This window comes from Arthrobacter sp. NPDC093139 (assembly GCF_044754165.1).
Classification (GTDB): domain Bacteria; phylum Actinomycetota; class Actinomycetes; order Actinomycetales; family Micrococcaceae; genus Arthrobacter.
Genome location: NZ_JBIVOO010000003.1, coordinates 304,372 through 328,524 on the forward strand (window position 1 = coordinate 304,372; position 24,153 = coordinate 328,524).

The window sequence follows — 24,153 nt, forward strand, 5'->3', positions numbered from 1 at the left end:
CATGTACTTCCTGAAGAATTAGACCGCTCGCTTCCTCAGCCGACGGCGCTCACGCTCGGAGAGGCCTCCCCAAATACCGAACCGCTCGTCATTCGCCAATGCATATTCAAGGCATTGCGACCGCACGTTGCAGGCTCCGCAAACTTTTTTGGCGTCCCTCGTGGAGCCGCCCTTTTCCGGGAAAAAGGCTTCCGGATCAGTCTGTGCGCACAATGCGTCCGTCTGCCAGCCGAGTTCGCCTTCGTCGTCAAAGTCGTCGGCGCGGGGAAGGCCGATCCAGACCGGCTGCGCCAGGGTCCCCATCCCGGGTGCCCGGAGTTCCATGGGAGGATCATTGGGGTCCTCCTCGTCCTCCGGCCCCGCACCCAGCAGTGCCTCGTGCTCTGCAAGGAAGGCTGTGGCCTGATCCTGCAAGGACGCGGTGGTGTCCAAGTTGTACCGCTCTGCGGCGTCCGGATCCGCCGGATCGACATACCAGTCGCTCGGCACCCCCCGTGACCGATACTTCGCCGTGGCCTGGCCGGCAACAACGGCTTCTTCCTGGATACGCTCAACTTGCCCCATGGCGCCCCTCCTGAATTGGTCAGCCTCTGCCCGGACACTCGAGACACTCGGTTTGCGTGCCGGAGACTTTGCGATGGCTTTCAATACCTAATTACACGTGTGTAACTAGGGCGAGTCAAGCTGCAGACGGGATAATAATCAGTTCCGGACCGAAACAGGCGCCGCGCCACGCCCGGGAATTAAATACGACGACGCGCCCCCGGGGAGCGGGGAATTTGACAGCAAGCTTACGGTCCAGCCGCTGCCTGTGCAATTGCTGGGAAAACGGCAGGCGCGGGCCTGTTAACGCCAGTGACGTTACTAATTCGTGTGGCAGACGTCATATGTCACTGCCCGCGGCAGTGGACACCGTGGGGCGGCTGGACACTGTGGGGCCGCGTGGCAAGATGTAGCCATGAACATCCCGGCCACTGACCTGATGACGGCCCTGCGCTCGGGCCACTCCACTTCCCCGCGGCTGACCTGGTACGGACCGGACGGGGAACGCGTAGAGCTCTCCGGCCGCGTCCTGGACAACTGGGTGGCAAAAACAAGCAACCTGCTGCAGGACGAACTCGACGCGGCTCCCGGCATGCGCCTCCGGCTGGACCTGCCGGCCCACTGGAAATCCATCATCTGGGCGCTTGCCGGCTGGCAGCTGGGCATGGAAGTCGTCCTGGACAGCAACGACGCCGACCTGCTCGCGACCGCCGCGCCAGCGGAAGCGGAAGGCGACTTCGACGCCGTCGTTGCCGTACCGCTTCCGGCCCTTGCGATGAAATGGCCCGGCGACCTGCCGGCCGGCGTGATCGACTATGCGGCGGAAGTCCGGTCGCACGGCGACGTTTTCATGGCCCACAGCGACCCCGATCCGCAGCAACCCGCGCTGCGGAGTTCCAGCGGAGCCGCCGTGAGGCACGCGGACCTGCTGGAAAGCTTCGCGGCCAGCCATGGCACCGGTGCTCGGCTCCTGGTCCGCGCGGATGACGGATTGGAAGCAGCCCTGGCCAACGCTCTGGGTGTGTGGAACAACGACGGGTCGGTCATCCTGGTACATGGAGATGTGGAGCTTACGGACAAGCTGCTCACCGCGGAACGCGTCCACGGGGACTGACTGAAGCGGGCCCCGTTGGGCCCGCTCCCTTGGCAGAGTTCCACCCCCCGGCCGCTTCGCTCCCGGCGGGCAGTAGCGCCCCACGCGGGCAGTGCTGCCTTGCCCGGGCAGTAGGGCTTCACTCCCGGCGGGCAGGAATCTCCGGATCGTGTGCTTCCCTCTCGGGGCGGGATGCGGCCGACTTCGCGGCGCGGCGGTGGCCCTCGATGAGTTCGTGGTCGTGGGAGAACTCCGGCTCCTGGTCCAGTTCCTGGTTGAACACGAGGAACCGGTAGGCGAAGAAGCGGACAACAGTGGCCACCAAAATCCCGAAGACGCCGGCAGCGAAAAGCATGTTCTTGTCCGTGACGCCCAACGAATACTTCGCCAGGGCGGTAAACCCGGTGGAGATGCCGATGCCTATGCCGTTGATGAGCACGAACATCAGGAATTCACGCAGGACGTTGGCCTGGCGCCGGTGCCGGAATGTCCAGAGACGGTTGGCAATCCAGGAAAACACGGTAGCGACCGAAGCGCCCACGAAGCGTGCCTTGGCCTCGCTGTCCGTCATGGGTCCATGCATGAGGTAATACGTCAGCCCGTTGTCAATGACGAACGCCACACCGCCTACGGCACCGAATTTCGCCACCTCGCGCCAAAACAGCGAGGCGAGTCCCCGGATGCGCTCTGCAAGTGTGTTAATCATGACCCTCCGTGGCCGTGTGGATATTGGGGCCGATGGGCCAAGCTCCCATTTTAGCCCGGATTGCCCGTCGCAGCCCCAACGGGCGTGCGCATCGGAGCTGGTCCGCACCCTCCCCTGCCACCGAATTTGCTGACTTTAGCGGGCTTCGTCGCCCCGAAGGCCGGTAACCGCGCTCCTTTTCTGTAGGCTGAGAGATGTGACTTTTCCAGTAATCGGCGTGGTTGGCGGCGGCCAGCTTGCGCGCATGATGGCCCCAGCCGCCACAGCATTAGGCTTCGAACTCCGCGTCCTGGCCGAAGGTGAAGACGTTTCAGCCGTCTCGGCCGTACCCAACGCCCCGGTCGGCGACTACAAGGATCTGGCTGCCCTCCTGGAGTTCTCCGAGGGCCTGGACGTGATGACCTTCGACCACGAGCACGTACCGGCAGACCACCTGCACGCGCTGGTCGCAGCAGGGGTGAACGTCCAGCCCGGCCCCGATGCCCTCATCAACGCCCAGGACAAGCTCGTGATGCGCGCGGCCATCGACCGCCTCGAACTCCCGAACCCCGCATGGGCATCGGTAGACGGCGTCGAGGACCTGGTGGCTTTCGGCGACAGGACCGGATGGCCCGTGGTGCTCAAGACGCCCCGGGGCGGGTACGACGGCAAGGGCGTCAGGATTGTCGCCTCGCCCGAGGAAGCCGCAGAGACTACCGATTGGTTCGAGGCCATGAGCCCCCTGCTGGCGGAGGCCAAGGTGGAGTTCAGCCGCGAGCTCTCGGCGCTTGTGGCACGCACGCCTGACGGCACGTCGCGGGCATGGCCGGTGGTGCACACCATCCAGGTCGACGGCGTGTGCGATGAAGTCATTGCTCCGGCGCAGGACATTTCGCTGGAGGTCGCCGCGGCTGCCGAAGACGCAGCCCTGCGGATCGCCAACGAGCTGGGCGTCACCGGTGTCATGGCAGTCGAGCTGTTCGAAACACCGGGGTCGGGGGCCGGGTTCCTTATCAACGAACTGGCGATGCGCCCGCACAACACCGGCCACTGGACCCAGGACGGATCGGTGACCAGCCAGTTTGAGCAGCACCTGCGGGCAGTCCTTAACCTGCCGCTGGGTGCCACCGACGTTCTCGGCACGGTGGTGGTGATGAAGAACTTCCTCGGCGGTGAAAACCAGGACTTGTTCTCCGCCTACCCGGCCGCGCTGGCCGCTGAACCCGCCGCAAAGGTCCACTGCTACGGGAAATCCGTCAGGCCGGGCAGGAAAATAGGCCACGTCAACCTGGTGGGGGCCAGCGTCTCGGACGTGGAGTCGCTGCGCGAACGCGCCACCGCAGTCGCCAACATCATCCGCGACGGCAGGATCCCGTCCAAGGCGGCACCAGGAAATACCGAGGAGAATGTATGAACCCCGAATCCGCAATCACTCCGGAGACAGGTGCGACCTCCCCGCTCGTTGGCGTGGTCATGGGATCCGATTCAGACTGGCCGGTCATGGAAGCGGCCGCTGACGCACTTGCAGAGTTCGGCATTCCCTTCGAGGCCGACGTCGTCTCGGCCCACCGGATGCCCACCGAAATGATCCGGTACGGCCAGACCGCCCACGAGCGCGGCCTTCGCGTCATCATCGCGGGAGCCGGCGGCGCGGCCCACCTTCCGGGGATGCTGGCCTCGGTCACGCCGCTTCCCGTGATTGGTGTTCCGGTGCCGCTGAAGACCCTTGACGGCATGGATTCGCTGCTCTCCATCGTTCAGATGCCGGCCGGCGTCCCGGTGGCCACAGTCTCCATCGCCGGTGCCCGGAATGCAGGCCTGCTTGCCGTGCGGATGCTCGCCTCCGGCACCGATGACCTCGCGGTCCGCCTCCGCGCTGACCTCCTGGAGTTCGCACAGGAGCTCAATGACGTTGCCAGCCGGAAGGGCGCCAATCTCCGGCAGAAGGTGAACGAAGTCTTCTCCGACGCAAACGTGGCCCTCCGGAGCGGCCGCTAAGGAACGCCAATGCCCAGCACCGAACTGCCCTCCAACGGACTCCTGACGGACCCCGTCCGGTACCCGGCCAGCGCTCCCGAACCTGTCCGGACCAAGCGCGCTTTCCTGCTGATCCTGCTCACCCTGTTTGTGCCGGGGAGCGCCCAGATCGCCGCCGGTGACCGGAAGCTCGGCCGCATCGCCCTGCGGGTCACACTCAGCGCGTGGCTGCTGTTGGTCCTGGCCTTGGTGTTGCTGCTCACCAATCGGACCCTGCTCATCAACATCATTACCAATCCGGTGGCCTCCCTGCTCATCGTCCTGGTACTCGCCGCACTGTCGGTCGGCTGGGCCGTGCTGTTCATCAACACACTGCGGCTGATTCGCCCTGTGCTGCTGCCCAAGCGCAGCCGGGCCGCCGTTGCCGTGGCACTCGCACTGGCCATGGTGCTCAGCAGCGGTTCGCTCGGCTACGCGGCGTACCTGCTCAACGTCAGCCGCAATGCGATCGGCAGCATTTTTGCTGGCGGCCCCGCCATCGATCCCGTGGACGGCCGCTATAACTTCCTCATGATGGGTGGCGACGCGGGCGCGGACCGCACCGGCCGGCGCCCCGACAGCCTGTCCGTGCTCAGCGTCGATGCCGAGACTGGCAAAACAGCCATCATCTCGATCCCCCGCAACCTCCAGAACGCCCGCTTCAGCGAGGACTCGCCCATGCGGCAGATCTACCCTGACGGCTACAACTGCGGCAACGACTGCCTCATCAACGCGATCAATACCGAGGTCACCAACGAACACAAGGATCTGTACCCGGATGCTGCAGACCCGGGCGCGCAAGCCACCCTGGAGGCTGTCTCGGGGACCCTCGGCATCACCGTCCAGGCCTACGTCCTGGTGGACATGGACGGCTTCGCCAAGCTCATTGATGCGATGGGCGGGATCCGCATCAAGGCCGGCGGCTGGGTGCCCATGAGCGGCAACATGATCGATGAGGCCAACGGCATCCACGGCATGCCGCTGGGATGGATCCCGGCCGGGGAACAAAAGCTGGACGGCTTCCGTGCGCTCTGGTACGGGCGGTCCAGGGAGTTCGTGGATGACTATGCCCGGATCCAGCGGCAACAGTGCGTCCAGCAGGCCATGCTCAAGCAGTTGGATCCGGCGACGCTCCTGGCCAAATTCGAGGACATCGCCAATGCAGGAACCAAGGTAGTGGACTCCAATATCTCCGCGAGCCAACTGGGCAGCTTCGTGGACCTGGCGATGAAGGCCAAGGGCCAAGAAATCAGCCGCCTCACCATTGGACCGCCGGACTTCGACGCGTCCTTCTCAACGGTCCCGGACTTTGACGTCATTCATGACCGGGTCAAGAAACTGCTCGCCACCACCGGATCGGAATCCTCCCCGGCCGCCGCGCCCGGGGACACAGTGCTGCAGCCAAGCTCCGTGCCCGGCAGCTCGCTCTCCGCCGGCGGTCCCCTGGCCGGCCTTCCGGCCACCACACCGTCACCCGCACCGCCGTCGTCGGACTTCACACCGGTGACCACCACGCCCGCCGGGGAGCCCATCACCGAAGAGATGCTGAACCAGCTCAAGCGCGAGGGGAATGAGCAGGCCATCCGCGAACTGGTGGCCACCAACGGCCAGTGCGCTCCCCTGTGACAGACACCCTGCTTCAAGAGAGAAGGACACCCGGCTGTGTACGAAATCGATAACGTCCTCCGGCCGTACGCCTGGGGATCGACGACGGCGATCGCCGGTTTGCTGGACAGGCCGGAGTCGGGTGGCCCGGAGGCGGAGCTGTGGATTGGAGCCCACCCGGACTCCCCTTCCGTTGCCGCCCGCCCTGACGGAACGTCGGTGCCCCTGGATGAGCTGATCGCCGAGGACCCCGGCCATTTCCTGGGGGAAGCCTCGGTGGCCGCATTCGGTCCGCGCCTCCCGTTCCTCACGAAGGTCCTCGCCGCAGCGAAGCCGTTGTCGTTGCAGGTGCACCCCAGCCTTGAGCAGGCCCGGGCCGGTTTCGACCGCGAGAACGTCCAGGGCGTTCCCGCGGACGCCCCGCACCGCAGCTACCGCGACGACAACCACAAGCCGGAAATGATCTTCGCGCTGACTCCGTTTGACGCGCTGTGCGGTTTCCGCGAACCCGCGAAGTCCCGGGACGTTTTCCTCCACCTGGCCGGCTGCCTGGAGCTCTCGGGGTCCGGCGTCCCTTCCGTCCTGACCGCAGTGATCGATGACCTGTCCCAGGCGCCAGAGAGCAGCGCCCTGCGGTCGGCGTTCGAACGGCTGATCGCCGGCGGCGACGGTGTCGCCGAGGCAACAGCGAGCGTGGTGGAGGCGCTGGCCTCCGGCGCGCCCATGGCCCCGTACCAGCAGGAGCTCGCCACGGTTCTGAGCCTTAACAGCGAGTATCCCGGTGACCCTGGCGTGCTCATTTCCCTGTTGCTGAACCGACTCTCCCTGGAACCGGGCGAAGCCGTGTACCTCCCCGCCGGCAACGTGCACGCCTACCTTCACGGCATGGGTGTGGAAGTTATGGCCTCCTCGGACAACGTGTTGCGCGGCGGCCTGACACCGAAGTTCGTAGACGTGCCGGAGTTGCTGAAGACCATCGTCTTCGAGTCCGTGGGCGTGCCCAGACTCCGCGCCGACGTTTCCGAACTCGGCCAGGAACTGTACCGGCCGCCTTTCCGGGAGTTCCAGCTGCAGCGGATCGAGCTGCTTCCCGACGGCGGCCCCGTGCCGCTGGCACAGTCGGGGGCAGCCGTGGTCATCGTGACTGCCGGCTCGGTCTACCTCGATTCACCCAAGGGTGACCTGCGGCTGGGCCGTGGGGGCAGCGCCTTCCTCCCGGCAGCCGATGCCCCCGTCAACGTCCACCCGGTGGCAGGTTCCGCGGATACTGCCGTGGCCTTCGCCGTCACCACCGCACTGAAAGCCTGAGCGCCGTGGAGTACTTCCTGCAGACCCCGGCGTGGGCCGATTTCCAGAAGACCCTTGGCCGCCGGGTCCATACGCGGTCCGGCCAGGGGTGGAGCTTCCTGGCCATCGAAGAAAAGAACCCGGCGGGCAAAGTCCTGTACGCGCCCTACGGTCCCGTCGCCGACTCGCTTGCCGCGTTTGACGCCGCGCTGGCCGCCCTCGTGCACATAGCGAAGTCCTGCGGCGCCGTATTCGTCCGGATCGAACCGGTGACGGCAGGTCTCGATCCCGAGACGGCGGCCGCCGTGCTGAAAGGCCGGGGAATGCAGCCCGCACCGGTCAACCAGCAGCCGGAGCTGAGCTGGATCGTGGACCTGGACCGCGACTTCAAGGACGTGCTGGCCGACATGAAGCCGGTCAACCGGAACCTGTACCGGAACATCCACAAGAAGGGCGTGACGTTCCGGTCCACCCAGGATCCGGAAGACATCCGCATCCTCCTGAACTTCCTGCACATGACGGCACGGCGCAACGGCTTCAAACCGCAAAGCGACGAATACCTGACCCAAGTGGCCTCCTCCCTGATGCCCGCCGGTGCCGCCACGCTGTTCGTCGCCGAACTCCACGGCGGCCCCATCGCCGCCGCGCTGGCCTACGATTCCGCTGACACGCGGACCTACGCCCACGCCGCCATGGACGATACCCACAGGAAGCTCAGCGCGGGGATTCCGCTGCTGGTCAATCTGATCGCCGACGCCAAGGAGAAGGGTCTCAAGCACGTCGATCTCTGGGGGGTGGCCCCTGCCGACGAGCCCGACCACAAGTGGGCCGGTTTCAGTGCCTTCAAGAGATCCTTCGGCGGCCGGGAGATCGCCTACCCGGGAACGTGGGACCTGCCGGTCAACAAACCCCGCTACGCGGCCTATCAGGCTGCGCGCCGGCTCCGCGACGCACTGCGCTCAGCCCTGAAGCGCGTCAAGCGCTCCACCCCCGAGCGCTCGGCCGCCTGAGCCCCCTCTGAGCGCGAACTGGCAGCTAATGACGTCAAATCCGCGGTTTGAGGTCATTAGCTGCCAGTTCGCTCCCAGGAAATCGATGCGGAGGAGCCGTCGAGAACAGCCCTGACCTTTTCGACGACGAACGGGCGCGCCCCTTCCAGGTCCCCCTGTTGGACGCGGACTTCCCGCCAGCCCAGACCTTCGGTTAGAGCCTGCCGTTTGATGTCGCGGCGGTACTGGTCAGAGTCACCGTGGTGTGCACCGTCATACTGAAGGGCGATCCGATGATCGGGATAGGCCGCATCAGGCCAGACCACCGGGTGGCCGAGCCCATTTCTCAGCACGACATTCAGTACAGGTTCGGGAAGTCCCGCCCGCACGAGCGCCAGCCGCATCATCGTTTCCGGCGGTGAATCCGCACCCACTCGGATCAGGTCCAGGGCGAGCCTCGCCTTCCTCACCCCGCGCATGCCAGGGTGCTGGCTCACGATCCTCCGCAGGTCGGAAACGGTTGCCAGCGGCCGTCGCGGTGCCGGGAAGTCCTCGCCATGTTCGACGACGACCGAGTCACCCGCCGCGACGAGTTCATCCACGCTCAAGAGCGAGGCAAGGTCCAGCCAAGTGCGCGCAGGGGAGGTGAGGCGCACGCCGTCGAACACCACGACTCCGCCGTCCTTAAACGACAACTGATGCCCCACCACATTCCGGCGCCGGGGCTTACAACCGTCTGCGGCCCTGGCAATGTGGATGCGCCAGTCCTGGTCCAGCCAGGCCGGCAGGCAAATGCAGCAGATTCTGGCGCTGGTTGAGTGGGTCAGCACGCAAACGGGATCAAGCCGAGAGTAAGCGCGGACGTTGTCGGCCACGCTTCCTGTGCTGTGCAGCGGAAGCCTTATGCCGCGCGACGGTGTGAAAATGCCGTCCCGGCTGAGCTGTTTAGGGCTCAGGCCCAGGAGGTCTGCATCGGAGACAAGAAATAATCCGTGCGGGATCTGGGGAGGCATTGGCGTCCGGGACATGGTTCATTGTGGTCCCTGTCCAGGGGAGCGGAGGCGTTATCCACAGGCTGGCCCCGCCGCTTAAGCGCGAACTGGCAGCTAATGCCCGCAAATCATGGATTTGGGGTCATTTGCTGCCAGTTCGGGCTGTGGTTACCGCGGTGGGCTAGCTCCTGCGGGCGTAGCCTTCCCACTTGCTGGCCTGGTGCTCGCCGTCCACGAAGCGGATGGTGCCGGACTTGGAGCGCATGACGATCGACTGCGTCAGCACCTTGTCCTTGTCGTAGCGCACACCCTTGAGGAGGTCGCCGTCGGTGATGCCGGTGGCGGCGAAGTAGCAGTTGTCGCTCTTGACGAGGTCGTTCGTGGAGAGAACCCGCTCAAGGTCGTGGCCGGCGTCGATGGCCTTCTGCTTCTCATCGTCGCTCGTGGGCCACAGCCGGCCCTGGATCACGCCGCCGAGCGACTTGATGGCGCAAGCCGCAACGATGCCTTCCGGCGTTCCGCCGATGCCCATGAGTGCGTCCACGCCGGTGCCGGTGCGTGCTGCGGCGATGGCGCCAGCGACGTCGCCGTCCATGATGAACTTGGTGCGGGCGCCGGCTTCGCGGATTTCCTCCACCAGCGGGCGGTGGCGGTCGCGGTCAAGGATCATGACGTTCAGCTGGTTGACCTTGACGCCCTTGGCCTTGGCGATCAGGTGCAGGTTCTGCTTGACCGGCAGGCGCAGGTCCACCATGTCGGCGGCCTCGGGGCCCGTGACGAGCTTCTCCATGTAGAACACCGCGGACGGGTCGAACATGGAACCACGTTCGGCCACGGCCAGGACTGCCAGGGCGTTGTTGATGCCGAGTGCCGTCAGGCGGGTTCCGTCGATGGGGTCAACGGCGACGTCGCACTCAGCGCCGGTGCCGTCGCCCACCTGTTCGCCGTTGAACAGCATGGGGGCTTCGTCTTTTTCGCCTTCACCGATGACCACGACGCCGTTGAAGTGAACGGTCTGCAGGAAGGAGCGCATGGCGTCGACGGCTGCGCCGTCGGCCTTGTTCTTGTCGCCGAAGCCCACCCAGTGGCCGCCGGCAATCGCCGCGGCTTCGGTGACGCGGACAAGTTCAAGGGCGAGGTTGCGGTCCGGCTCGTCGAGCCCGACGGCGAGCGACGGGGAAAGCGTTGAATACTTCTGGGTCATGGACGCTGGTGACACGTGAACCTCTTCTTCGAGTGGCGATCATTGGACCCGCAAATGCCAGGTGGGGCAGGCGCGGTGATTCCTCTGCTACTGATCATAGTCGTGGCGGAGCGCCGGGGTCATAGGATGACCAACGTTTGGACCAAATCCAAACCTCACCGCCGGAGCAGGCGGAATGTGAGATCAGACCACCCATGGGCGACTATAGAAGGGTGAGTGAAACGCAGGACAAGTCCGCCCCCGACACCCCGGCAGCCGGCCACGGCTCCTCCCCTGACCCGGCCGCACAGCCGATCAAGCCGGTAATTCCCGCCGCTGCCGCCAAGCGGGCCAACGCGTCGGTCATTGGAATGATCATCGCCCTGGTGGTCAGCATTGCTGCCTTCCTGCCGATCGTTCTGATGAATCCCGCGCCGAAGTCCGACGGTTTCCGGCCTGACATCAACGTCAGTGCTGTCGCGGGCAACGCTGCAGATGTGGCGGGATTCACACCGGTTACGCCTCAGGTGGGCGACACATTCAGGCCGAATTACGCCCGATGGGTGGCCGGCACCGGGACCGGGGTCCCCACCTGGGAAGTCGGCTACCTCACTCCCAAGGAGGCCTTCATCGGCCTGGTCCAGACGCGCAAGGCGAACCCGACCTGGCTACTGCAGCAGACCAAGAATGCCCCGGTCACCGGCACCCGCAACGCCGGCGGCAAGGAATGGGAACTCCGGGACACCGGCAAGGGCGAGAGGAGCATGGTGCTGGCCTATCGCGGAACCACCGTTGTCCTGAGTGGTGAGGCCCAACTGGACGAGTTCGCGGGCCTGGCGGACGCCGTCGTGAAATCCCTTGAAAGTAACCCTGTCGTCACCGTTTCCCCCTCGGCCACCCCCACACCGTAAGGTGGGGGCCGTGACAACGTACCTGACTCCTGCCCTGGCCTGGCGCCGACTGCGCGAAGGCAACGACCGCTTCGTCAATGGCGAATCCTCACACCCGAACCAGGATTCCTCACGGCGCTCCTCGCTCGTGGAGAACCAGCATCCCTTCGCGGTGATCTTTGGCTGTTCCGACTCACGACTTGCTGCCGAGATAATTTTCGACGTCGGCCTCGGCGACGTGTTCGTGGTACGGACCGCGGGCCAGGTTATCGACGACGCCGTCCTCGGTTCTCTGGAATACAGCATTGGCGTTCTCGGCGTGCCGCTGATCGTGGTGCTCGGCCACGACAGCTGCGGCGCGGTCAGCGCCACCAAGGCCGCAGTGGAAACCGGCCAAATGCCAGTGGGCTTCATCCGGGACCTCGTCGAACGCATCACGCCGTCGGTTCTGACGTCCCTCCGCAACGAGCAAACGGAGGTCAATGACATGGTGGTTGAGCACGTCAAGCAGACCTCGCAGCGCCTGGTCGACAGCTCGCGTGTGATTTCCGACGCAATTGGCACCGGCCGGGCCGCGGTCGTTGGCCTCTCCTACAGCCTGGCCGAGGGCCACACGGAGCTTGTTTCCGGAATCGGCGAGTTCTAAGGCTGCCGACGGCGGTCCCTTTTGGGACCGCCGTCGCAAGCAGTTCACGGTTTTCGATGCGGCCGCAGATCGCCCTAAGCTAGCCCCATGACTTCCACTGAAGAGTTCCGCATTGAACATGACACGATGGGCGAAGTCCGCGTCCCCGTGAACGCCCTGTACCGCGCGCAGACCCAACGTGCAGTCGAGAACTTCCCGATCTCCGGAAAAACCCTTGAACGAGCCCACATCGAGGCGTTGGCGCGGGTAAAGAAGGCCGCTGCCCAGGCCAACGCAGAGCTGGGCGTGCTCGACGGCGAGCTGGCCAAGGCGATCGCGGAGGCTGCCGACGAGGTGGCCACGGGCAAGTACGACGGCGACTTCCCCATCGACGTTTTCCAGACCGGCTCCGGCACGTCCTCGAACATGAACACGAACGAGGTCCTCGCCGAGCTGGCTACCCGCGCCCTGAAGGCCGCCGGCAGCGACAAGGTGGTGCACCCCAACGACCACGTCAACGCCTCGCAGTCCTCCAACGACGTGTTCCCCACCTCCGTCCACGTCGCTGCCACCTCGGCCCTGCTCAACGACCTCATCCCTGCGCTCGGCTACCTTGCCGAGTCCCTGGAGCGGAAGGCCGTTGAGTTCAAGGACGTCGTGAAGTCCGGCCGCACGCACCTCATGGACGCCACGCCGGTGACGCTGGGCCAGGAGTTCGGCGGTTATGCCGCACAGGTCCGCTACGGCATTGAACGCATCAACGCCTCCCTCCCCCGGGTTGCTGAGGTCCCGCTCGGCGGCACCGCCGTGGGCACCGGCATCAACACGCCGGCGGGCTTCCCGGAGCGCGTCATCGAGCTGCTCGCCACCGACACCGGCCTGCCGCTGACCGAGGCCCGCGACCACTTCGAGGCCCAGGCCAACCGTGACGGCCTGATCGAGGCGTCCAGCCAGCTGCGCAACATTGCGATCTCCTTCATGAAGATCAACAACGACCTCCGCTGGATGGGCTCCGGCCCCAACACCGGCCTCGGCGAAATCGCCATCCCGGACCTGCAGCCGGGCTCCTCGATCATGCCGGGCAAGGTCAACCCCGTCATCTGCGAGGCGTCCATCATGGTCTGCGCCCAGGTCATCGGCAATGACACCGCCATCGCCTGGTCCGGAACCAACGGCGCCTTCGAACTGAACGTCGGCATCCCTGTCATGGCAGCCAACCTGCTCGAGTCCGTGCGCCTGCTGGCCAACACCAGCCGCGTCATGGCCGACAAGATGATCGACGGCATCACCGCCAACGTAGACCGTGCACGCTTCCTCGCCGAAGCCTCGCCGTCCATCGTGACGCCGCTGAACAAGTTCATCGGCTACGAGAACGCCGCCAAGATCGCCAAGAAGGCCGTGGCCGAAGGCCTTACCATCCGTGAGACCGTCGTTGCCATGGGCTTCCTGGAGCGCGGCGAGCTGACGGAAGAGCAGCTGGACACAGCCCTGGACGTCATGTCCATGACGCGCCCTCCGCACAAGGCGTAGATCCCAAAGAAGTACGACGGCGGCCGGTGCCTTCCAGTGGAAGGTGCCGGCCGGCGTCGTTCCCGGCTACCGGTCCTTCCTCGGCTCACCGGCGGCCCTGCGCTCTTCGGGCGTGTAGGCCGCCAGGGCTGAGGCCTGTTCCATGGTGGCGCCCGACATCCTGGCCTCACGCAGCCTGCGCGTCTTGGCGGACTGCACGTTGAAGGCCCCGTCCACGTTGCCGGCGGCATAGGTCAGGGCGTCCTCAGCTTTGATCCCCAGTCCGTGGGCTGTCAGGACGGCATCCTGGTTCGCGCCGAGATAGGTGAACTGCCAGCCCCACTGTGCCTGCTGGCGTTCCACAATGGCCTTAACCATGGCCCCGTTAGCTTCCCGGGAGGCGTTCTCATGCCCGTCCGTCAGCACAGCCACGAGCACCGTTCCCGGCCGCTCGTGATCCGGGAGCGCCGCCAACTCTGCCCCAGCTTCGCCAATCATACGAACCATGGCATCATGCAGGGCAGTGGAGCCCCTTGGCTGAAGCACGAGAGGCGGCACGTCCTGGATATCGCGGGCCTCGTAGACGCGCTCGTAGCTGTCGTCGAACTGGGCGAGGGACAGCCGGCACCGGCCTGCCACCGACCGCTGCTCCTTGATGAACGCCGCGAATCCGCCCACAGTGTCATCCGCGATGGCGCTCATGGACCCTGAACGGTCCAGAAGCACGTAAATATGTGTAAGCCCTGCATCTGTCATGCTTCCCCGTTTCCGGCTCCGGCTACACCAGCGCCATCTGGTGCCAGCGGATGTGCTGGACAGGAACAGGGTAAGGACGGTCACTGACAAAAAAGGGAACGTCGCTCCTCGGGGGCTTAAGTGTCCGTTCGCGCTCAGGCGGGGAGCACTGCCATCGCGGCGGCCGCACCGGCGAGCATGAAGGGCCCGAAGGGAATGGCTGACTTGAGCGTTCCCCTCCGCGACAGGAGCAGGGCGATACTCCACAGACCGCCGAGCAGGAACGCCGCGAAGGTGCCGGCGAAAACGTGCGCCCAGCCGAGGTACCCCAAATACATGCCAAGCACCCCGGCCAGCTTCACGTCGCCGAACCCCATCCCGGGCGGGTACACGAGCCGCAGGACAAAGTAGAACAGCCACAGCACCGCTCCACCCGCCACGATCCGCAGTGCGGGCACCCCGAACAGCTGCGCCGCGGCATCCTGCGGCCCCCCGACGCCGGGCACACCCACGCTGCCAGGCACCGACAGGAGCAGGCTGATGACCGCCCCGAGCAGCAGCGCCCCCGCTACCGCGTAGGACGGGAAGACGATCCGGTTCGGCAGCAGGTGGTGGCGGACGTCGATCACCGTCAGCCGCACGGCCATCACCGCAAAATAGGCGCACGCTGCCAGCACCAGCCAAAAGGCGGGTGGCGCCGCGTCCCAGAGTTCACCAAGTCGTTGGATCACTCTCGGATGCTACTGGATATGCCCGGTCTCCCGCTGGACCCGCGCGTAAACTGTGGATATGGGGACCTGGGACGCCAAGCACCGGCAGGAACACGGCGGGGCCTCGGCGCCCTCCGATTCCGCTGCGTCCTTCCGGAACCTCTGCCGCTCCTCCCCCTGGAAGTGGCAGTCCCTCCGGTTCGAATACCGTGAGACTCCCGAGGGCAGGACCGTCCCCGTGCGCGCCTGGCTGCGCCGCCCTGGTGCCCTTCGGCTCGAGACCACGGACGGGACCCTCATCCAGAGCACCACCGGCATCAACGATTCGCGCGACAGCCTCTACATCAGTGCCAGCCGGAAGTCGTGGCTGCTGCCGGCGCACCTGGTCACCCCGGTTTACGACGACGGCGGGCTGGTCAGGCGCCGCCCGGAGGCTGCGTACGGCGAACCGTCGTTCGGGAACAGCCGCTTTGGCGCCGCCCTTGACCCGGTGGAGCTCGCGGGCAATGCGCCTGTTCCGCTGGAGTTCCCGCGGGCGAACGCCGTGGAACTGCTTGAGCCGGTGCGCGACGTGGACCACGAGGGACGTCCGGCGCGGGAAACGGTGGTGTCGCCGAACCCCGGCTACCGCCCGCTGGACCCGGAGAACCCCCTGTGCGGACCCGGCAGGACCCGGATCCGGATCGACGTGGGAACGGGGATCTGTGTGGCTGCTGAACCGCTCGACGACGGAACGGGCGGAAGCGACGGACCGGGCGGAAGCGGCGGAACGGAATTGCCCGGCCACTGGATCCGCATCCTGGGCGTCGACGAATACATGCTCGATGACCTCTTCGTGGCTGAGCCGGTGAACCTGACGGACGTCCGGGACCACATCCAGTGGCCACTGCGTCCCAACCCGGCCTGAGCGGGCGACAACGTCCCTCGGAATTACAGCTAGGCTTCCCTCATGACCCAGCTGACGTCTGTTTTTCCACCGTTCGCCCTGAGGCTGGCCACTCCCCGGCTCGTGTTGCGCCCGCTCCTGGACGAGGACATTCCCGCCGCGGTTGAGGCGGCGGCCAGCGGCATTCACGAACGCGGCCGGAACCCCTTCAGCACACCCTGGGCCGAATCACCGCCCGACCAGCTGGGAGCAGGCATGGCCCGCTGGTACTGGCAGTGCCGGGCCAACAGCACGCCCGAGTCCTGGTCCCTGATCCTTGGCATCTGGCACGGCGAAACTTTCCTTGGCTGCCAGGACGTTGGGGCCAAGGATTTTGCCGTCCTCAGGACAGTGACTACCGGTTCCTGGCTGAGGAGGGACGCGCATGGACGCGGCTTCGGCAAGGAGATGCGGGCCGCCGTCGCGCTTTATGCCTTCGACTGGCTCAAGGCCGACGTCGCGGAGTCCGAAGCGGCGGAGTGGAACGCGGCCTCCCTCGGAGTTTCGCGGTCCCTCGGATACGAACTTAACGGTGTCACCCGCATGTCTTGGGGCGGCAAGGTGGAAACCGTCCAGCGGGTGCGCCTCATCCCGGGAGCCTTCAAGCGTCCCGACTGGCAACTGAAGGTAGAGGGCCACCAGCCGACCGCAGAGTTCCTGGGGCTCTAGCAACGTCCGCAGCAGCCCTCGGTTCAACAGGCTCTACCAGCGGCTGCGCCCGCAGCCATGGGAAGGCCGTGGCCCGGCGAACAGGGCCACGGCCTTCCGTGTCTGGGTTTCAGGCCCCTTCCAGCAGCTCCGTGACGAGTGCCGCGATGGGCGAGCGCTCGGAGCGGGTGAGGGTGATGTGGCCGAAGAGCGGGTGGCCCTTCAGGGTCTCGACGACGGCGGCGACGCCGTCGTGACGGCCGACCCGCAGGTTGTCCCGCTGTGCGACGTCGTGGGTGAGGACAATCTTGGAGTTCTGCCCGATGCGGCTCATGACGGTGAGCAGCACGTTCTTCTCCAGGGACTGCGCCTCGTCCACGATGACGAACGCGTCGTGCAGGGAACGGCCGCGGATGTGGGTCAGCGGCATGACCTCCAGCATGCCGCGGTCCATGACTTCCTCCACGACTTCCTGGCTGACGAGGGCACCAAGCGTGTCGAAGACCGCCTGCGCCCACGGGTTCATCTTCTCGGATTCCGAGCCCGGCAGGTATCCCAGCTCCTGGCCGCCCACGGCGTAGAGCGGGCGGAAGACGATCACCTTGCGGTGCTCACGCCGCTCCAGCACCGCTTCCAGTCCAGCGCAGAGCGCCAAGGCTGACTTACCCGTGCCCGCGCGGCCACCAATCGAGACGATGCCCACGGCAGGATCCATCAGCAGGTCGATGGCAAGCCGCTGTTCCGCGGACCGCCCGTGGAGCCCGAAGACATCCCGGTCCCCCTTTACAAGGCGGACCTGCTTGTCTGCGCCTACCCGTCCCAGCGCCGAACCCCTGTTGGACAGGAGCACGAGTCCGGTGTTGACGGGCATCTCGGCCGCGGCAGGGATGAACACCGGCTCATGACCGTAGAGTGTGGAAATCTCTTCCTCGTTGGCGTCGACTTCCGCAACCCCCGTCCAGCCTGAGTCCTTGACCAGCTCGTTGCGGTACTCATCGGCGAGCAGCCCCATGGCAGAGGCCTTGACCCGCATGGGCAGGTCCTTGGACACCACCGTGACGTTGCGGCCCTCGTTGGCCAGGTTCATGGCGACGGCGAGGATGCGGCTGTCGTTGTCGGCGCCCCGGAATCCGGCCGGCAGGACTTCAGACGAAATGTGGTTCAGCTCCACCATGAGCGTGCCACCGGCGTCGCCCAGCGGAATGGGCTTGTTCAGTCCGCCGTGCTGGATCCTGAGGTCGTCAAGGAGCCGCAGCGCACTCCGTGCAAAGTAGCCCAGTTCGGGGTCGTGCCGCTTCCCCTCAAGCTCGGTGATCACGACGATGGGCACAATCACCTCATGCTCAGCGAAGCGCAGCAGGGCGCGGGGATCGGACAGCAACACCGAGGTATCAATGACAAACGTCGAGACGGCTGGCTGGGATTCTGACGTCAGGCCGGAAACAGCAAGACCGGCTGCGGCGTATTTCGTTGCCGCACCGGTCTTTGGAATGGCTCGCTTGGCGCGAGTGGTAGCCTTCTCGCCCTCGTCCGTGATGACTTCGGGCAGTTGTTCAGAAATAGCCACATCGACTCCAGCCCCGGGGCGCATGCCCGGAATCGTTATTGGTGAGGCGGCTCGGCCAAGAGGCCGGGCTCGGCCTCCCATACAACCGGTGCGAAAGTTCGCTCCATGTACTGGCCTCCCCGATCAGCCGGCGGTTTTGCCTGCTGATGCTCTTAACGTAAATCTCCCCCGACTAATTTCCAACGGCCTGCAGCGGCGATTCCTGTTGCCGGCTTGTGAATTCGAGGTGAACGCGAGGACGGACAGCGCCAGGCTAAGCGCCGAAGCGGCGCTGCCGCCCGGCGTAGTCACGGAGGGCCCGGAGAAAATCAACCTTCCGGAATGCAGGCCACAGCGCTTCACAGAAGTAGAACTCGCTGTAGGCGCTTTGCCACATCAGGAACCCTGACAGCCGCTGCTCCCCGGAGGTCCTGATGACCAGGTCCGGATCAGGCTGGCCCCGGGTATAGAGAAAACGGGAGATGTCGTCCACGGACAGGGTGTCGGCCAGCTCGCTGATGTCGGCCTTGCGTGCCACGGCGTCGTGCAGCAGTTCACGGACGGCGTCCACGATCTCCCGGCGGCCGCCATAGCCCACGGCCACGTTGACGTGGAGCTTTTCACGCACCGGAGTCCGGGCGGTGAGCGTGGTCAGCCGTTCCGCCAGATAGTCCGGCAGGAGCTCGGGCGCGCCCATGGCATGCACGGAAATGTCAGCGTTCTCGTCGAGACGGTCCAGAGTGTTCGCAATGATGCCCATGAGCAGGTCCAGTTCCTCACCGGAGCGGTTCATGTTGTCCGTGGAGAGCATGTAGAGCGTGACCACCCTGACCCCGAGCTCCTGGCACCAGCCCAGGAATTCGTGGATCTTGTCCGCGCCGGCCTGGTGCCCTTGGCTCGTGGGGGCATTGAACTGCCGCGCCCAGCGGCGGTTGCCGTCAACCATCACACCGATGTGCCGGGGAATCCGGTCCGGGCCAAGAGAGCGGAGCAGTTTGCGCTCGTAGAAGCCATAGAGGAACCCGGGCAATTCCATCCGGAGATTCACCTGACTTCCTGGCTGTCTGACTGCTGTGCAAATCCTAGGCTACCGTCCGCGGGGCGGAGGCGCGTGCACACGTCCTGCCGTAGACCTCCCTGGCGGGCGGGTCAGTCCGCCAAGATCCTATTACCCGCAAGTAACTTACTGACTCGTAGGTTATTCTGGGGTGATGACGAGCAACACCTCCCCGGGCGGCCCGGGCACCCCGGAGCACCGGCCAAACCCGGTGGATGACGCCGCCGTCCGCATCGCCGAACTGCTGATGATCAAGCCCAAATGGCGCGGGTGGATCCACACGGTCACCGCTCCCCTGGCCCTGGCCGCCGGCGTGGTGCTCGTGCTGCTGGCACCCACCCTGGACCGCAAGGTCACCTCGGCCATCTACGCCCTGACCGGCATTTTGCTGTTCGGCGTCAGCGCGGTTTACCACCGCGGCAACTGGTCTCCGGGCGTGAAAATGGTTCTGAAGCGGCTCGACCACACCAACATCATGCTGGTCATCGCCGGCAGTTATACACCGCTGGCCTGGAGCCTGCTGGAGCGACCTACCGCGGTGCTGCTGCTCTGGCTGATCTGGTCCGGCGCCATCCTGGGTGTGCTGTTCCGGCTCCTGTGGACGAACGCCCCGCGCTGGCTGTACGTGCCGATCTACATTGCCTTGGGGTGCGGCTCGCTGTTCTACCTGCCTGACTTCTTCGCTGCCAGCGTGCCCGCAGCCCTCCTCATCTGCCTCGGGGGCGTCCTGTACATTGCCGGCGCCGTCTTTTACGCGCTCAAAAAGCCGAACATCAGCTACGAGCACTTCGGCTTCCACGAACTGTTCCATGCGCTCACCGTGTTCGCCTTCGCCGCCCACTTCGCGGCGATTCTCATCGCCGTCCTGAGCTAGTCCTGAGGCTAGTCCTGAGCTAAATCCCCATCCGGCTGAGACGCTGCCTGACCTCGGGCACGGAGGCCACCGGCCGCTCGCAAATCATGTCGCGGCACAGATACACGAGCGGAGCACCGTCCGCCCCGGCTGTGCGGCCACGCAGCAACGGCACGGTCCCGGCCGGCACCGCTGCTTCCCCCTGCCCATCTCCCGCTGGGCCATCACTCGCTGGACCATGACCCGCCGCGCCATCGCCAACGGCGATAACCAGCCCCGGGCTGGGCGACCGCAGCAGCGCCCCGTGCAGGGCGTCCCTTGCTGGGCCCGGGCGTCCGACGACGGCGGCCTCCACCGGGCCCTCGGCCGCTGCCTGCGCCGTGGCCAGCAGCCAGCCTGCCACTCGCGGAGCCCGCTCAGCCAGCGGCGGCAGCAGCGAAAGGATGTTGCCTGCCATGGCCCGGTGCTCCGACGAGCCGGACAGGGCTGCGTAGCTCAGCAGGACCCCGGCGAATGCCGCCGCACCGCTGGGTGTGGCGCCGTCGAACGGGTCGAGGCCCGGTTGGCGGCCCTGGGCATTGAACACCTGGGCTGACTCGCCGGCGGTATCCGCCAGGCTGCCGTCCACGATGAACCGCCGACATGCCGCCAAAATGACTGACTCCGCCAGCCCATACCAGTGGGGATCCCCGGTGACCGCGAACAGCGTGAGAAACCCTTCGCCGCAGAAGGCGTAGTCCTCCAGGAGCCCGCCGATTCCACGTGCGGCGCCGGCGTGTGAAACGCGGACCAGTTCCCCCTCGGCAGCCCTCCAGTGAACCGTCTCCAGGTAGCCCGCAATCCGCACCGCCGCGTCCACCAGCCCGGGACGGTCCAGCACAGCACCGGCCTCAGCCAGGGCCGCCACCGCCATCCCGTTCCAGCCCGCCACCACCTTGTCGTCGCGTGCGGGCTGCGGCCGGGCGGCGCGGGCAGCAAGAAGCCGCGGCCGAACGGCGGCCCAGTGCGCGGCCTCCTCTGGGCTGAGAGCCCTGGCCGGGTGCAGCGGCGACCCGAGCTCCGAGACGGTTCCCTGTTCACCCACGTTCATGGTCCGGGCGACGGCGGCCCCGTCGTCACTGCCCAACAGGTTTTCCAGATCGCCCGCCGTCCAGAGGTAGGTGGCACCCTCGTGGTGCTCACCGTTGACCACCGAGTCGGCATCGAGCGAGGACGCCAGGGCCACCGCTGCGCCGTGCCCGCCGCCTGCCGGGAGCCCGAGGGATGCCAGCATCCATTCGGCCGTGCGAACGGCGACCTCGGCCGCTTCCGCCTCGGGAAAGCCGGGTGTTCCGCCCAGCCGGACCCAATGGACGTAGGCCCTCAGCAGTTGGGCATTGTCGTAGAGCATCTTTTCGAAATGTGGCACGGACCAGTCCCTGGTCACTGAATACCGCGCGAATCCGCCGTCGAGCTGGTCGAACAAGGCCGACCGTGCCATGGCGGCCAACGTCCGTCCGGCCATGCCGCGGGCCTCATCTGCCGTGTCCGAGGCCACGGCCGCATGCCTCATCAGGAACTCAAGCACCGCCGACGGCGGGAACTTGGGGGCGGCGCCGAAGCCGCCGTCGTCGGGGTCCTCCGAGCGGCGCAGTGAGCGCACTGCTGCCGGAAGAAGCTCCGGATCGAGCAGTCCGGGCGGCGCACTGAGGTTCACTGCGGCAGAGAGCTGGGCGCGGCCCATGTTCTCGGCGAGGGAACGGGCATTCTCCTCCACCGCGTCCCGGCGCTCCTCCCATGCGTCGTGTACCGCCTCCAGCACCTGCAGGAACGACGGCCGGCCGGGCATCGGCCGGGGAGGAAAGTAGGTGCCGGCGTGGAACGCGAGTCCGTCCGGTGTCAGGAAAACGGACATGGGCCAGCCGCCTTCCCCGCTGACCGCCTGCGTGGCGGCCATGTAGACGGAGTCGACGTCCGGCCGCTCTTCCCGGTCCACCTTGATGGCGACGAAGTGCGCGTTCAGGTAGTCGGCGGTGGCCTGGTCTTCGAAGGATTCATGGGCCATGACGTGGCACCAGTGGCAGGCGGCGTAGCCGATGGACAGGAACACCGGAACGTTCCGGGCGGCGGCGCGGGCGAAGGCCTGGTCCCCGAAGGGCTGCCAGTGCACCGGGTTGCCGGCGTGCTGCCGAAGGTACGCCGAGGGCTCTTCACCCAGGGCGTTGCGGTCGGCGGGTTCAGGCGTCTGTTCTGCCCGCATTGTCTGATTTGCCTGCATTGTCTGTTTTGCCTGCAACATCCGCATTGTCTGCGTCATCCGCATTGGCTGCGATATCGGCGTTGTCGTCGTGGGCGACGTCGGCAGCTTCTGCCGCAGCCATCCGCTCCTCTTCCACCTGTGCACGGTAGCGCACGCGCCGGATGCGGCGCACCATGTCCACAATCAGCAGCGCCGTGAGCACCACGATGAACGCCGTCAGCAGGAAGCCGAGCAGGCCGGGGGTCACCTGGTCCTCGGAGAGGCCCGGGCGCAGGGAAGGCGAGGGGGCCGGGGAGGATGCCAGGGCGATGAGCATGTGGTGCACAGTGGGAACTTTCTTGGTGGGCCGTGGCGCAGGTCGTCTGGCCGTCGCTCTAAGCCGCTATCTTCTACGGCGCTATCTTCTACATGGGATAGAAACTGTCTGTTGTTTCTATCTTAGCCCTGCAAACAGGTCCTTTTCCGGGAGGTCGGCGGGCACCCGCGAATGGATCAGCGTGTAGTCCTCCCAAGGCCATGCCCGGCGCTGCATGTCGGGTGAAACGGCGAAAAAGAACCCCAGCGGGTCCACCTGCGTACGGTGCGCGCGGAGGGCATTATCCCGGGTTTCGAAGTAATCCCCGCAGTCCACCTGGGTGGTGGTCTGGTGCGCGGGCGGCGGCGCCGTGTGCCCCTCCGCGTCGGCCTCAAGCCAGGCCGCGAGGCGCTCAGCGTACGGCGATTGGAGCCCTGCCTCTTCGAGGGCGAAATGCAGGGCACGGAAGCGTTCGGGGCTGAAGGCGCGGTCGTAGTAAAGCTTGCTCGGCGTCCAGGGCTCGCCGATACCGGGGTACTTTTCGGGGTCCCCTGCAGCTTCGAACGCCTCCACCGCCACCCGGTGCGCCATGATGTGGTCCGGGTGCGGGTAGCCGCCCTTTTCGTCATAGCTGACCATGACGTGCGGCTTGAACTCCCTGACGAGGCGCACCAGCGGTGCCGCGGCACGATGGAGCGGTTGCAGGGCGAACGACCCAGGCGGCAGCGGCGGGAGCGGATCCCCCTCAGGCAGCCCGGAGTCAACAAAGCCCAGCCAGCGCTGCTTCACTCCCAGGATGCGGGCGGCCTCGTTCATCTCCAGCCTGCGGGCCCCTGCCATGTCCCTCTTGGAGTGCGGCTCGCCTTCCATGGCAGGATTCTGGATGTCGCCGCGCGATCCGTCGGTGCAGGTCGCCACCATGACGTCTACCCCGGCCGCGGCATACATGGCCATCGTCGCGGCGCCCTTGCTGGATTCGTCATCCGGGTGGGCGTGCACGGCCAAGAGGCGGAGTGTAGGTGACGGACTCGTGGACGCTGTCATCTGGGACTGCTCCTCTTTCTACTGTTGCCGGGTGCAGTGCCCGGCACCGGATTTTTCCCCGGCGGATCGCCACTAAACTGGAATGGTGACTACCGAGGACAAGTCGGGCACTCCCCTGCCTGCAGACATTAGCCTAGCCAATCGCTATGGCGGTCCAAAGCGCAGGCTGTCCCGCAATGCCAAACGGGGTGCAGGGATTGCGGCTCTGGCGGCCGGTATCGGCTTCCTGGCCTGGGTGTCGACGTCCTCGGCCATGTCCTCGGTCACTTTCAAGGACATTGGCTACCGGACAGTCGACGCCACGCAGACCGAGGTGGACTTCCAGGTCTCCCGGGATCCCGGGACCGCCGTGAAGTGCGCGGTCAAGGCCCTCGACTCGAAGTTCGCCATCGTGGGCTGGAAAGTCGTGGACGTCCCGGCGGAGTCGGGACAGGGCGCTGCGACCGACGGCGGCCGCACCGTTGCCCTGCGCGAAGTTCTGCGGACTGAATCCCAGTCCGTCTCGGCCGTAGTGGACAGCTGCTGGGTCCCCGGCGCCGACCGGTAAAAATGTGACCCACGCCGCTCGCCCTTTGGGTTTAATCCACAGGATTGACTACAATGGACCAATACCTTTACCCCGCTGAGTTGGTTACTGAGTTCCACAAGTGGCCACCGTGGCGGGGTCTTTGCTTGTATGACCTG

24 protein-coding genes are annotated in these 24,153 nt (G+C 65.9%); 13 read left to right on the top strand and 11 right to left on the bottom strand.

The genetic code is table 11. The features are described 5' to 3' along the window. Nucleotides 1–18: 18 nt before the first annotated feature. Nucleotides 19–564: a WhiB family transcriptional regulator gene (locus ACIP90_RS07240; RefSeq protein ID WP_400578104.1), complete on the bottom strand. Its 546-nt coding sequence runs from the start codon at nt 562–564 to the stop codon at nt 19–21. Nucleotides 565–958: 394 nt separating this feature from the next. On the opposite strand from ACIP90_RS07240, the gene ACIP90_RS07245 reads away from it, so the two are divergent. Beyond that, entirely contained in the window at nt 959–1,657 is a 699-nt protein-coding gene (locus ACIP90_RS07245; RefSeq protein WP_400578105.1) for a TIGR03089 family protein, read from the top strand. A 118-nt stretch (nt 1,658–1,775) separates the two neighbouring features. Here the strand turns inward: ACIP90_RS07245 and ACIP90_RS07250 are convergent, their stop codons facing one another. Continuing rightward, nucleotides 1,776–2,342 (bottom strand): GtrA family protein, encoded by a 567-nt coding sequence (locus tag ACIP90_RS07250; protein WP_400578107.1) that lies wholly within the window; start codon nt 2,340–2,342, stop codon nt 1,776–1,778. Nucleotides 2,343–2,586: 244 nt separating this feature from the next. Between ACIP90_RS07250 and ACIP90_RS07255 the strand changes: the two genes are divergently transcribed. The 5 genes from ACIP90_RS07255 to ACIP90_RS07275 are packed head-to-tail and all read left to right on the top strand — an operon-like array spanning nt 2,587 to nt 8,239. After that, complete coding sequence (locus ACIP90_RS07255; RefSeq protein WP_400578320.1) at nt 2,587–3,735, top strand: 5-(carboxyamino)imidazole ribonucleotide synthase; 1,149 nt, start codon at nt 2,587–2,589, stop codon at nt 3,733–3,735. After that, nucleotides 3,732–4,319, top strand: a complete 588-nt coding sequence (gene purE / locus ACIP90_RS07260; RefSeq protein ID WP_400578109.1) for a 5-(carboxyamino)imidazole ribonucleotide mutase — start codon at nt 3,732–3,734, stop codon at nt 4,317–4,319. Before ACIP90_RS07255 ends, purE begins: the two co-directional genes overlap by 4 nt. A 9-nt stretch (nt 4,320–4,328) precedes the next feature. Next, nucleotides 4,329–5,963, top strand: coding sequence for an LCP family protein (locus ACIP90_RS07265; RefSeq protein ID WP_400578110.1), 1,635 nt, complete (start codon nt 4,329–4,331; stop codon nt 5,961–5,963). Between the two features lie 36 nt (nt 5,964–5,999). Beyond that, nucleotides 6,000–7,250, top strand: a complete 1,251-nt coding sequence (manA, locus tag ACIP90_RS07270) for a mannose-6-phosphate isomerase, class I (protein ID WP_400578111.1) — start codon at nt 6,000–6,002, stop codon at nt 7,248–7,250. Nucleotides 7,251–7,255: 5 nt separating this feature from the next. Then, the gene (locus tag ACIP90_RS07275; RefSeq protein WP_400578112.1) at nt 7,256–8,239 is read left to right on the top strand and encodes a lipid II:glycine glycyltransferase FemX; all 984 of its coding nucleotides are present in this window, start codon (nt 7,256–7,258) and stop codon (nt 8,237–8,239) included. A gap of 56 nt (nt 8,240–8,295) precedes the next feature. Here the strand turns inward: ACIP90_RS07275 and ACIP90_RS07280 are convergent, their stop codons facing one another. Both ACIP90_RS07280 and glpX read right to left on the bottom strand, forming a co-directional pair. Further along, nucleotides 8,296–9,246, bottom strand: coding sequence for an endonuclease domain-containing protein (locus ACIP90_RS07280; RefSeq protein WP_400578114.1), 951 nt, complete (start codon nt 9,244–9,246; stop codon nt 8,296–8,298). A gap of 145 nt (nt 9,247–9,391) precedes the next feature. Further along, complete coding sequence (gene glpX, locus ACIP90_RS07285; RefSeq protein WP_400578115.1) at nt 9,392–10,414, bottom strand: class II fructose-bisphosphatase; 1,023 nt, start codon at nt 10,412–10,414, stop codon at nt 9,392–9,394. A 194-nt stretch (nt 10,415–10,608) separates the two neighbouring features. On the opposite strand from glpX, the gene ACIP90_RS07290 reads away from it, so the two are divergent. The 3 genes from ACIP90_RS07290 (at nt 10,609) to ACIP90_RS07300 (ending at nt 13,438) form a co-directional block, all read left to right on the top strand. Next, entirely contained in the window at nt 10,609–11,304 is a 696-nt protein-coding gene (locus ACIP90_RS07290) for a DUF4245 domain-containing protein (RefSeq protein WP_400578116.1), read from the top strand. Between the two features lie 10 nt (nt 11,305–11,314). Next, entirely contained in the window at nt 11,315–11,929 is a 615-nt protein-coding gene (locus ACIP90_RS07295; RefSeq protein ID WP_400578118.1) for a carbonic anhydrase, read from the top strand. A gap of 87 nt (nt 11,930–12,016) precedes the next feature. Further along, nucleotides 12,017–13,438, top strand: a complete 1,422-nt coding sequence (locus ACIP90_RS07300) for a class II fumarate hydratase (protein WP_400578119.1) — start codon at nt 12,017–12,019, stop codon at nt 13,436–13,438. 66 nt (nt 13,439–13,504) lie between these two features. On the opposite strand, the gene ACIP90_RS07305 is transcribed toward ACIP90_RS07300, so the two are convergent. Both ACIP90_RS07305 and ACIP90_RS07310 read right to left on the bottom strand, forming a co-directional pair. Then, complete coding sequence (locus tag ACIP90_RS07305; protein WP_400578121.1) at nt 13,505–14,119, bottom strand: VWA domain-containing protein; 615 nt, start codon at nt 14,117–14,119, stop codon at nt 13,505–13,507. 188 nt (nt 14,120–14,307) lie between these two features. Then, nucleotides 14,308–14,883 carry a prepilin peptidase gene (locus ACIP90_RS07310; protein WP_400578123.1) on the bottom strand — a complete coding sequence of 192 codons (576 nt, stop codon included), beginning with the start codon at nt 14,881–14,883 and terminating at the stop codon, nt 14,308–14,310. A 58-nt stretch (nt 14,884–14,941) separates the two neighbouring features. On the opposite strand from ACIP90_RS07310, the gene ACIP90_RS07315 reads away from it, so the two are divergent. Then, the gene (locus tag ACIP90_RS07315) at nt 14,942–15,769 is read left to right on the top strand and encodes a hypothetical protein (protein ID WP_400578125.1); all 828 of its coding nucleotides are present in this window, start codon (nt 14,942–14,944) and stop codon (nt 15,767–15,769) included. A gap of 42 nt (nt 15,770–15,811) precedes the next feature. Then, nucleotides 15,812–16,456: a GNAT family N-acetyltransferase gene (locus ACIP90_RS07320; RefSeq protein WP_400578127.1), complete on the top strand. Its 645-nt coding sequence runs from the start codon at nt 15,812–15,814 to the stop codon at nt 16,454–16,456. A gap of 109 nt (nt 16,457–16,565) precedes the next feature. Here ACIP90_RS07320 and ACIP90_RS07325 read toward each other — a convergent pair whose 3' ends face one another. After that, the gene (locus tag ACIP90_RS07325; RefSeq protein ID WP_400578128.1) at nt 16,566–18,002 is read right to left on the bottom strand and encodes a PhoH family protein; all 1,437 of its coding nucleotides are present in this window, start codon (nt 18,000–18,002) and stop codon (nt 16,566–16,568) included. 253 nt (nt 18,003–18,255) lie between these two features. After that, nucleotides 18,256–19,017 (bottom strand): isoprenyl transferase, encoded by a 762-nt coding sequence (locus tag ACIP90_RS07330; RefSeq protein ID WP_400578322.1) that lies wholly within the window; start codon nt 19,015–19,017, stop codon nt 18,256–18,258. A 253-nt stretch (nt 19,018–19,270) separates the two neighbouring features. On the opposite strand from ACIP90_RS07330, the gene ACIP90_RS07335 reads away from it, so the two are divergent. Then, nucleotides 19,271–19,912 carry a hemolysin III family protein gene (locus ACIP90_RS07335; protein WP_400578324.1) on the top strand — a complete coding sequence of 214 codons (642 nt, stop codon included), beginning with the start codon at nt 19,271–19,273 and terminating at the stop codon, nt 19,910–19,912. Nucleotides 19,913–19,931: 19 nt separating this feature from the next. On the opposite strand, the gene ACIP90_RS07340 is transcribed toward ACIP90_RS07335, so the two are convergent. From ACIP90_RS07340 to mca, 3 genes are all read right to left on the bottom strand, one after another. Next, nucleotides 19,932–22,130, bottom strand: coding sequence for a thioredoxin domain-containing protein (locus ACIP90_RS07340; protein ID WP_400578129.1), 2,199 nt, complete (start codon nt 22,128–22,130; stop codon nt 19,932–19,934). Then, entirely contained in the window at nt 22,108–22,455 is a 348-nt protein-coding gene (locus ACIP90_RS07345; protein ID WP_400578130.1) for a hypothetical protein, read from the bottom strand. Before ACIP90_RS07345 ends, ACIP90_RS07340 begins: the two co-directional genes overlap by 23 nt. Before the next feature lie 108 nt (nt 22,456–22,563). Continuing rightward, nucleotides 22,564–23,469: a mycothiol conjugate amidase Mca gene (mca, locus tag ACIP90_RS07350; RefSeq protein ID WP_400578131.1), complete on the bottom strand. Its 906-nt coding sequence runs from the start codon at nt 23,467–23,469 to the stop codon at nt 22,564–22,566. A gap of 85 nt (nt 23,470–23,554) precedes the next feature. Between mca and ACIP90_RS07355 the strand changes: the two genes are divergently transcribed. Beyond that, a complete protein-coding gene (locus ACIP90_RS07355; protein ID WP_400578132.1) occupies nt 23,555–24,016 on the top strand; it encodes a DUF4307 domain-containing protein in 462 nt (153 codons plus the stop codon). The last annotated feature ends 137 nt before the right edge of the window (nt 24,017–24,153 follow it).

Bases quoted from the DNA above. Each gene is read 5' to 3' on its own strand.
- ACIP90_RS07240 (WP_400578104.1), bottom strand. From the start codon at position 564: ATGGGGCAAGTTGAGCGTATCCAGGAAGAAGCCGTTGTTGCCGGCCAG.
- ACIP90_RS07245 (WP_400578105.1), top strand. From the start codon at position 959: ATGAACATCCCGGCCACTGACCTGATGACGGCCCTGCGCTCGGGCCAC.
- ACIP90_RS07250 (WP_400578107.1), bottom strand. From the start codon at position 2,342: ATGATTAACACACTTGCAGAGCGCATCCGGGGACTCGCCTCGCTGTTT.
- ACIP90_RS07255 (WP_400578320.1), top strand. From the start codon at position 2,587: ATGATGGCCCCAGCCGCCACAGCATTAGGCTTCGAACTCCGCGTCCTG.
- purE (WP_400578109.1), top strand. From the start codon at position 3,732: ATGAACCCCGAATCCGCAATCACTCCGGAGACAGGTGCGACCTCCCCG.
- ACIP90_RS07265 (WP_400578110.1), top strand. From the start codon at position 4,329: ATGCCCAGCACCGAACTGCCCTCCAACGGACTCCTGACGGACCCCGTC.
- ACIP90_RS07280 (WP_400578114.1), bottom strand. From the start codon at position 9,246: ATGTCCCGGACGCCAATGCCTCCCCAGATCCCGCACGGATTATTTCTT.
- glpX (WP_400578115.1), bottom strand. From the start codon at position 10,414: ATGACCCAGAAGTATTCAACGCTTTCCCCGTCGCTCGCCGTCGGGCTC.
- ACIP90_RS07290 (WP_400578116.1), top strand. From the start codon at position 10,609: ATGGGCGACTATAGAAGGGTGAGTGAAACGCAGGACAAGTCCGCCCCC.
- ACIP90_RS07300 (WP_400578119.1), top strand. From the start codon at position 12,017: ATGACTTCCACTGAAGAGTTCCGCATTGAACATGACACGATGGGCGAA.
- ACIP90_RS07305 (WP_400578121.1), bottom strand. From the start codon at position 14,119: ATGAGCGCCATCGCGGATGACACTGTGGGCGGATTCGCGGCGTTCATC.
- ACIP90_RS07315 (WP_400578125.1), top strand. From the start codon at position 14,942: ATGGGGACCTGGGACGCCAAGCACCGGCAGGAACACGGCGGGGCCTCG.
- ACIP90_RS07320 (WP_400578127.1), top strand. From the start codon at position 15,812: ATGACCCAGCTGACGTCTGTTTTTCCACCGTTCGCCCTGAGGCTGGCC.
- ACIP90_RS07330 (WP_400578322.1), bottom strand. From the start codon at position 19,017: ATGGAATTGCCCGGGTTCCTCTATGGCTTCTACGAGCGCAAACTGCTC.
- ACIP90_RS07340 (WP_400578129.1), bottom strand. From the start codon at position 22,130: ATGCGGGCAGAACAGACGCCTGAACCCGCCGACCGCAACGCCCTGGGT.
- mca (WP_400578131.1), bottom strand. From the start codon at position 23,469: ATGACAGCGTCCACGAGTCCGTCACCTACACTCCGCCTCTTGGCCGTG.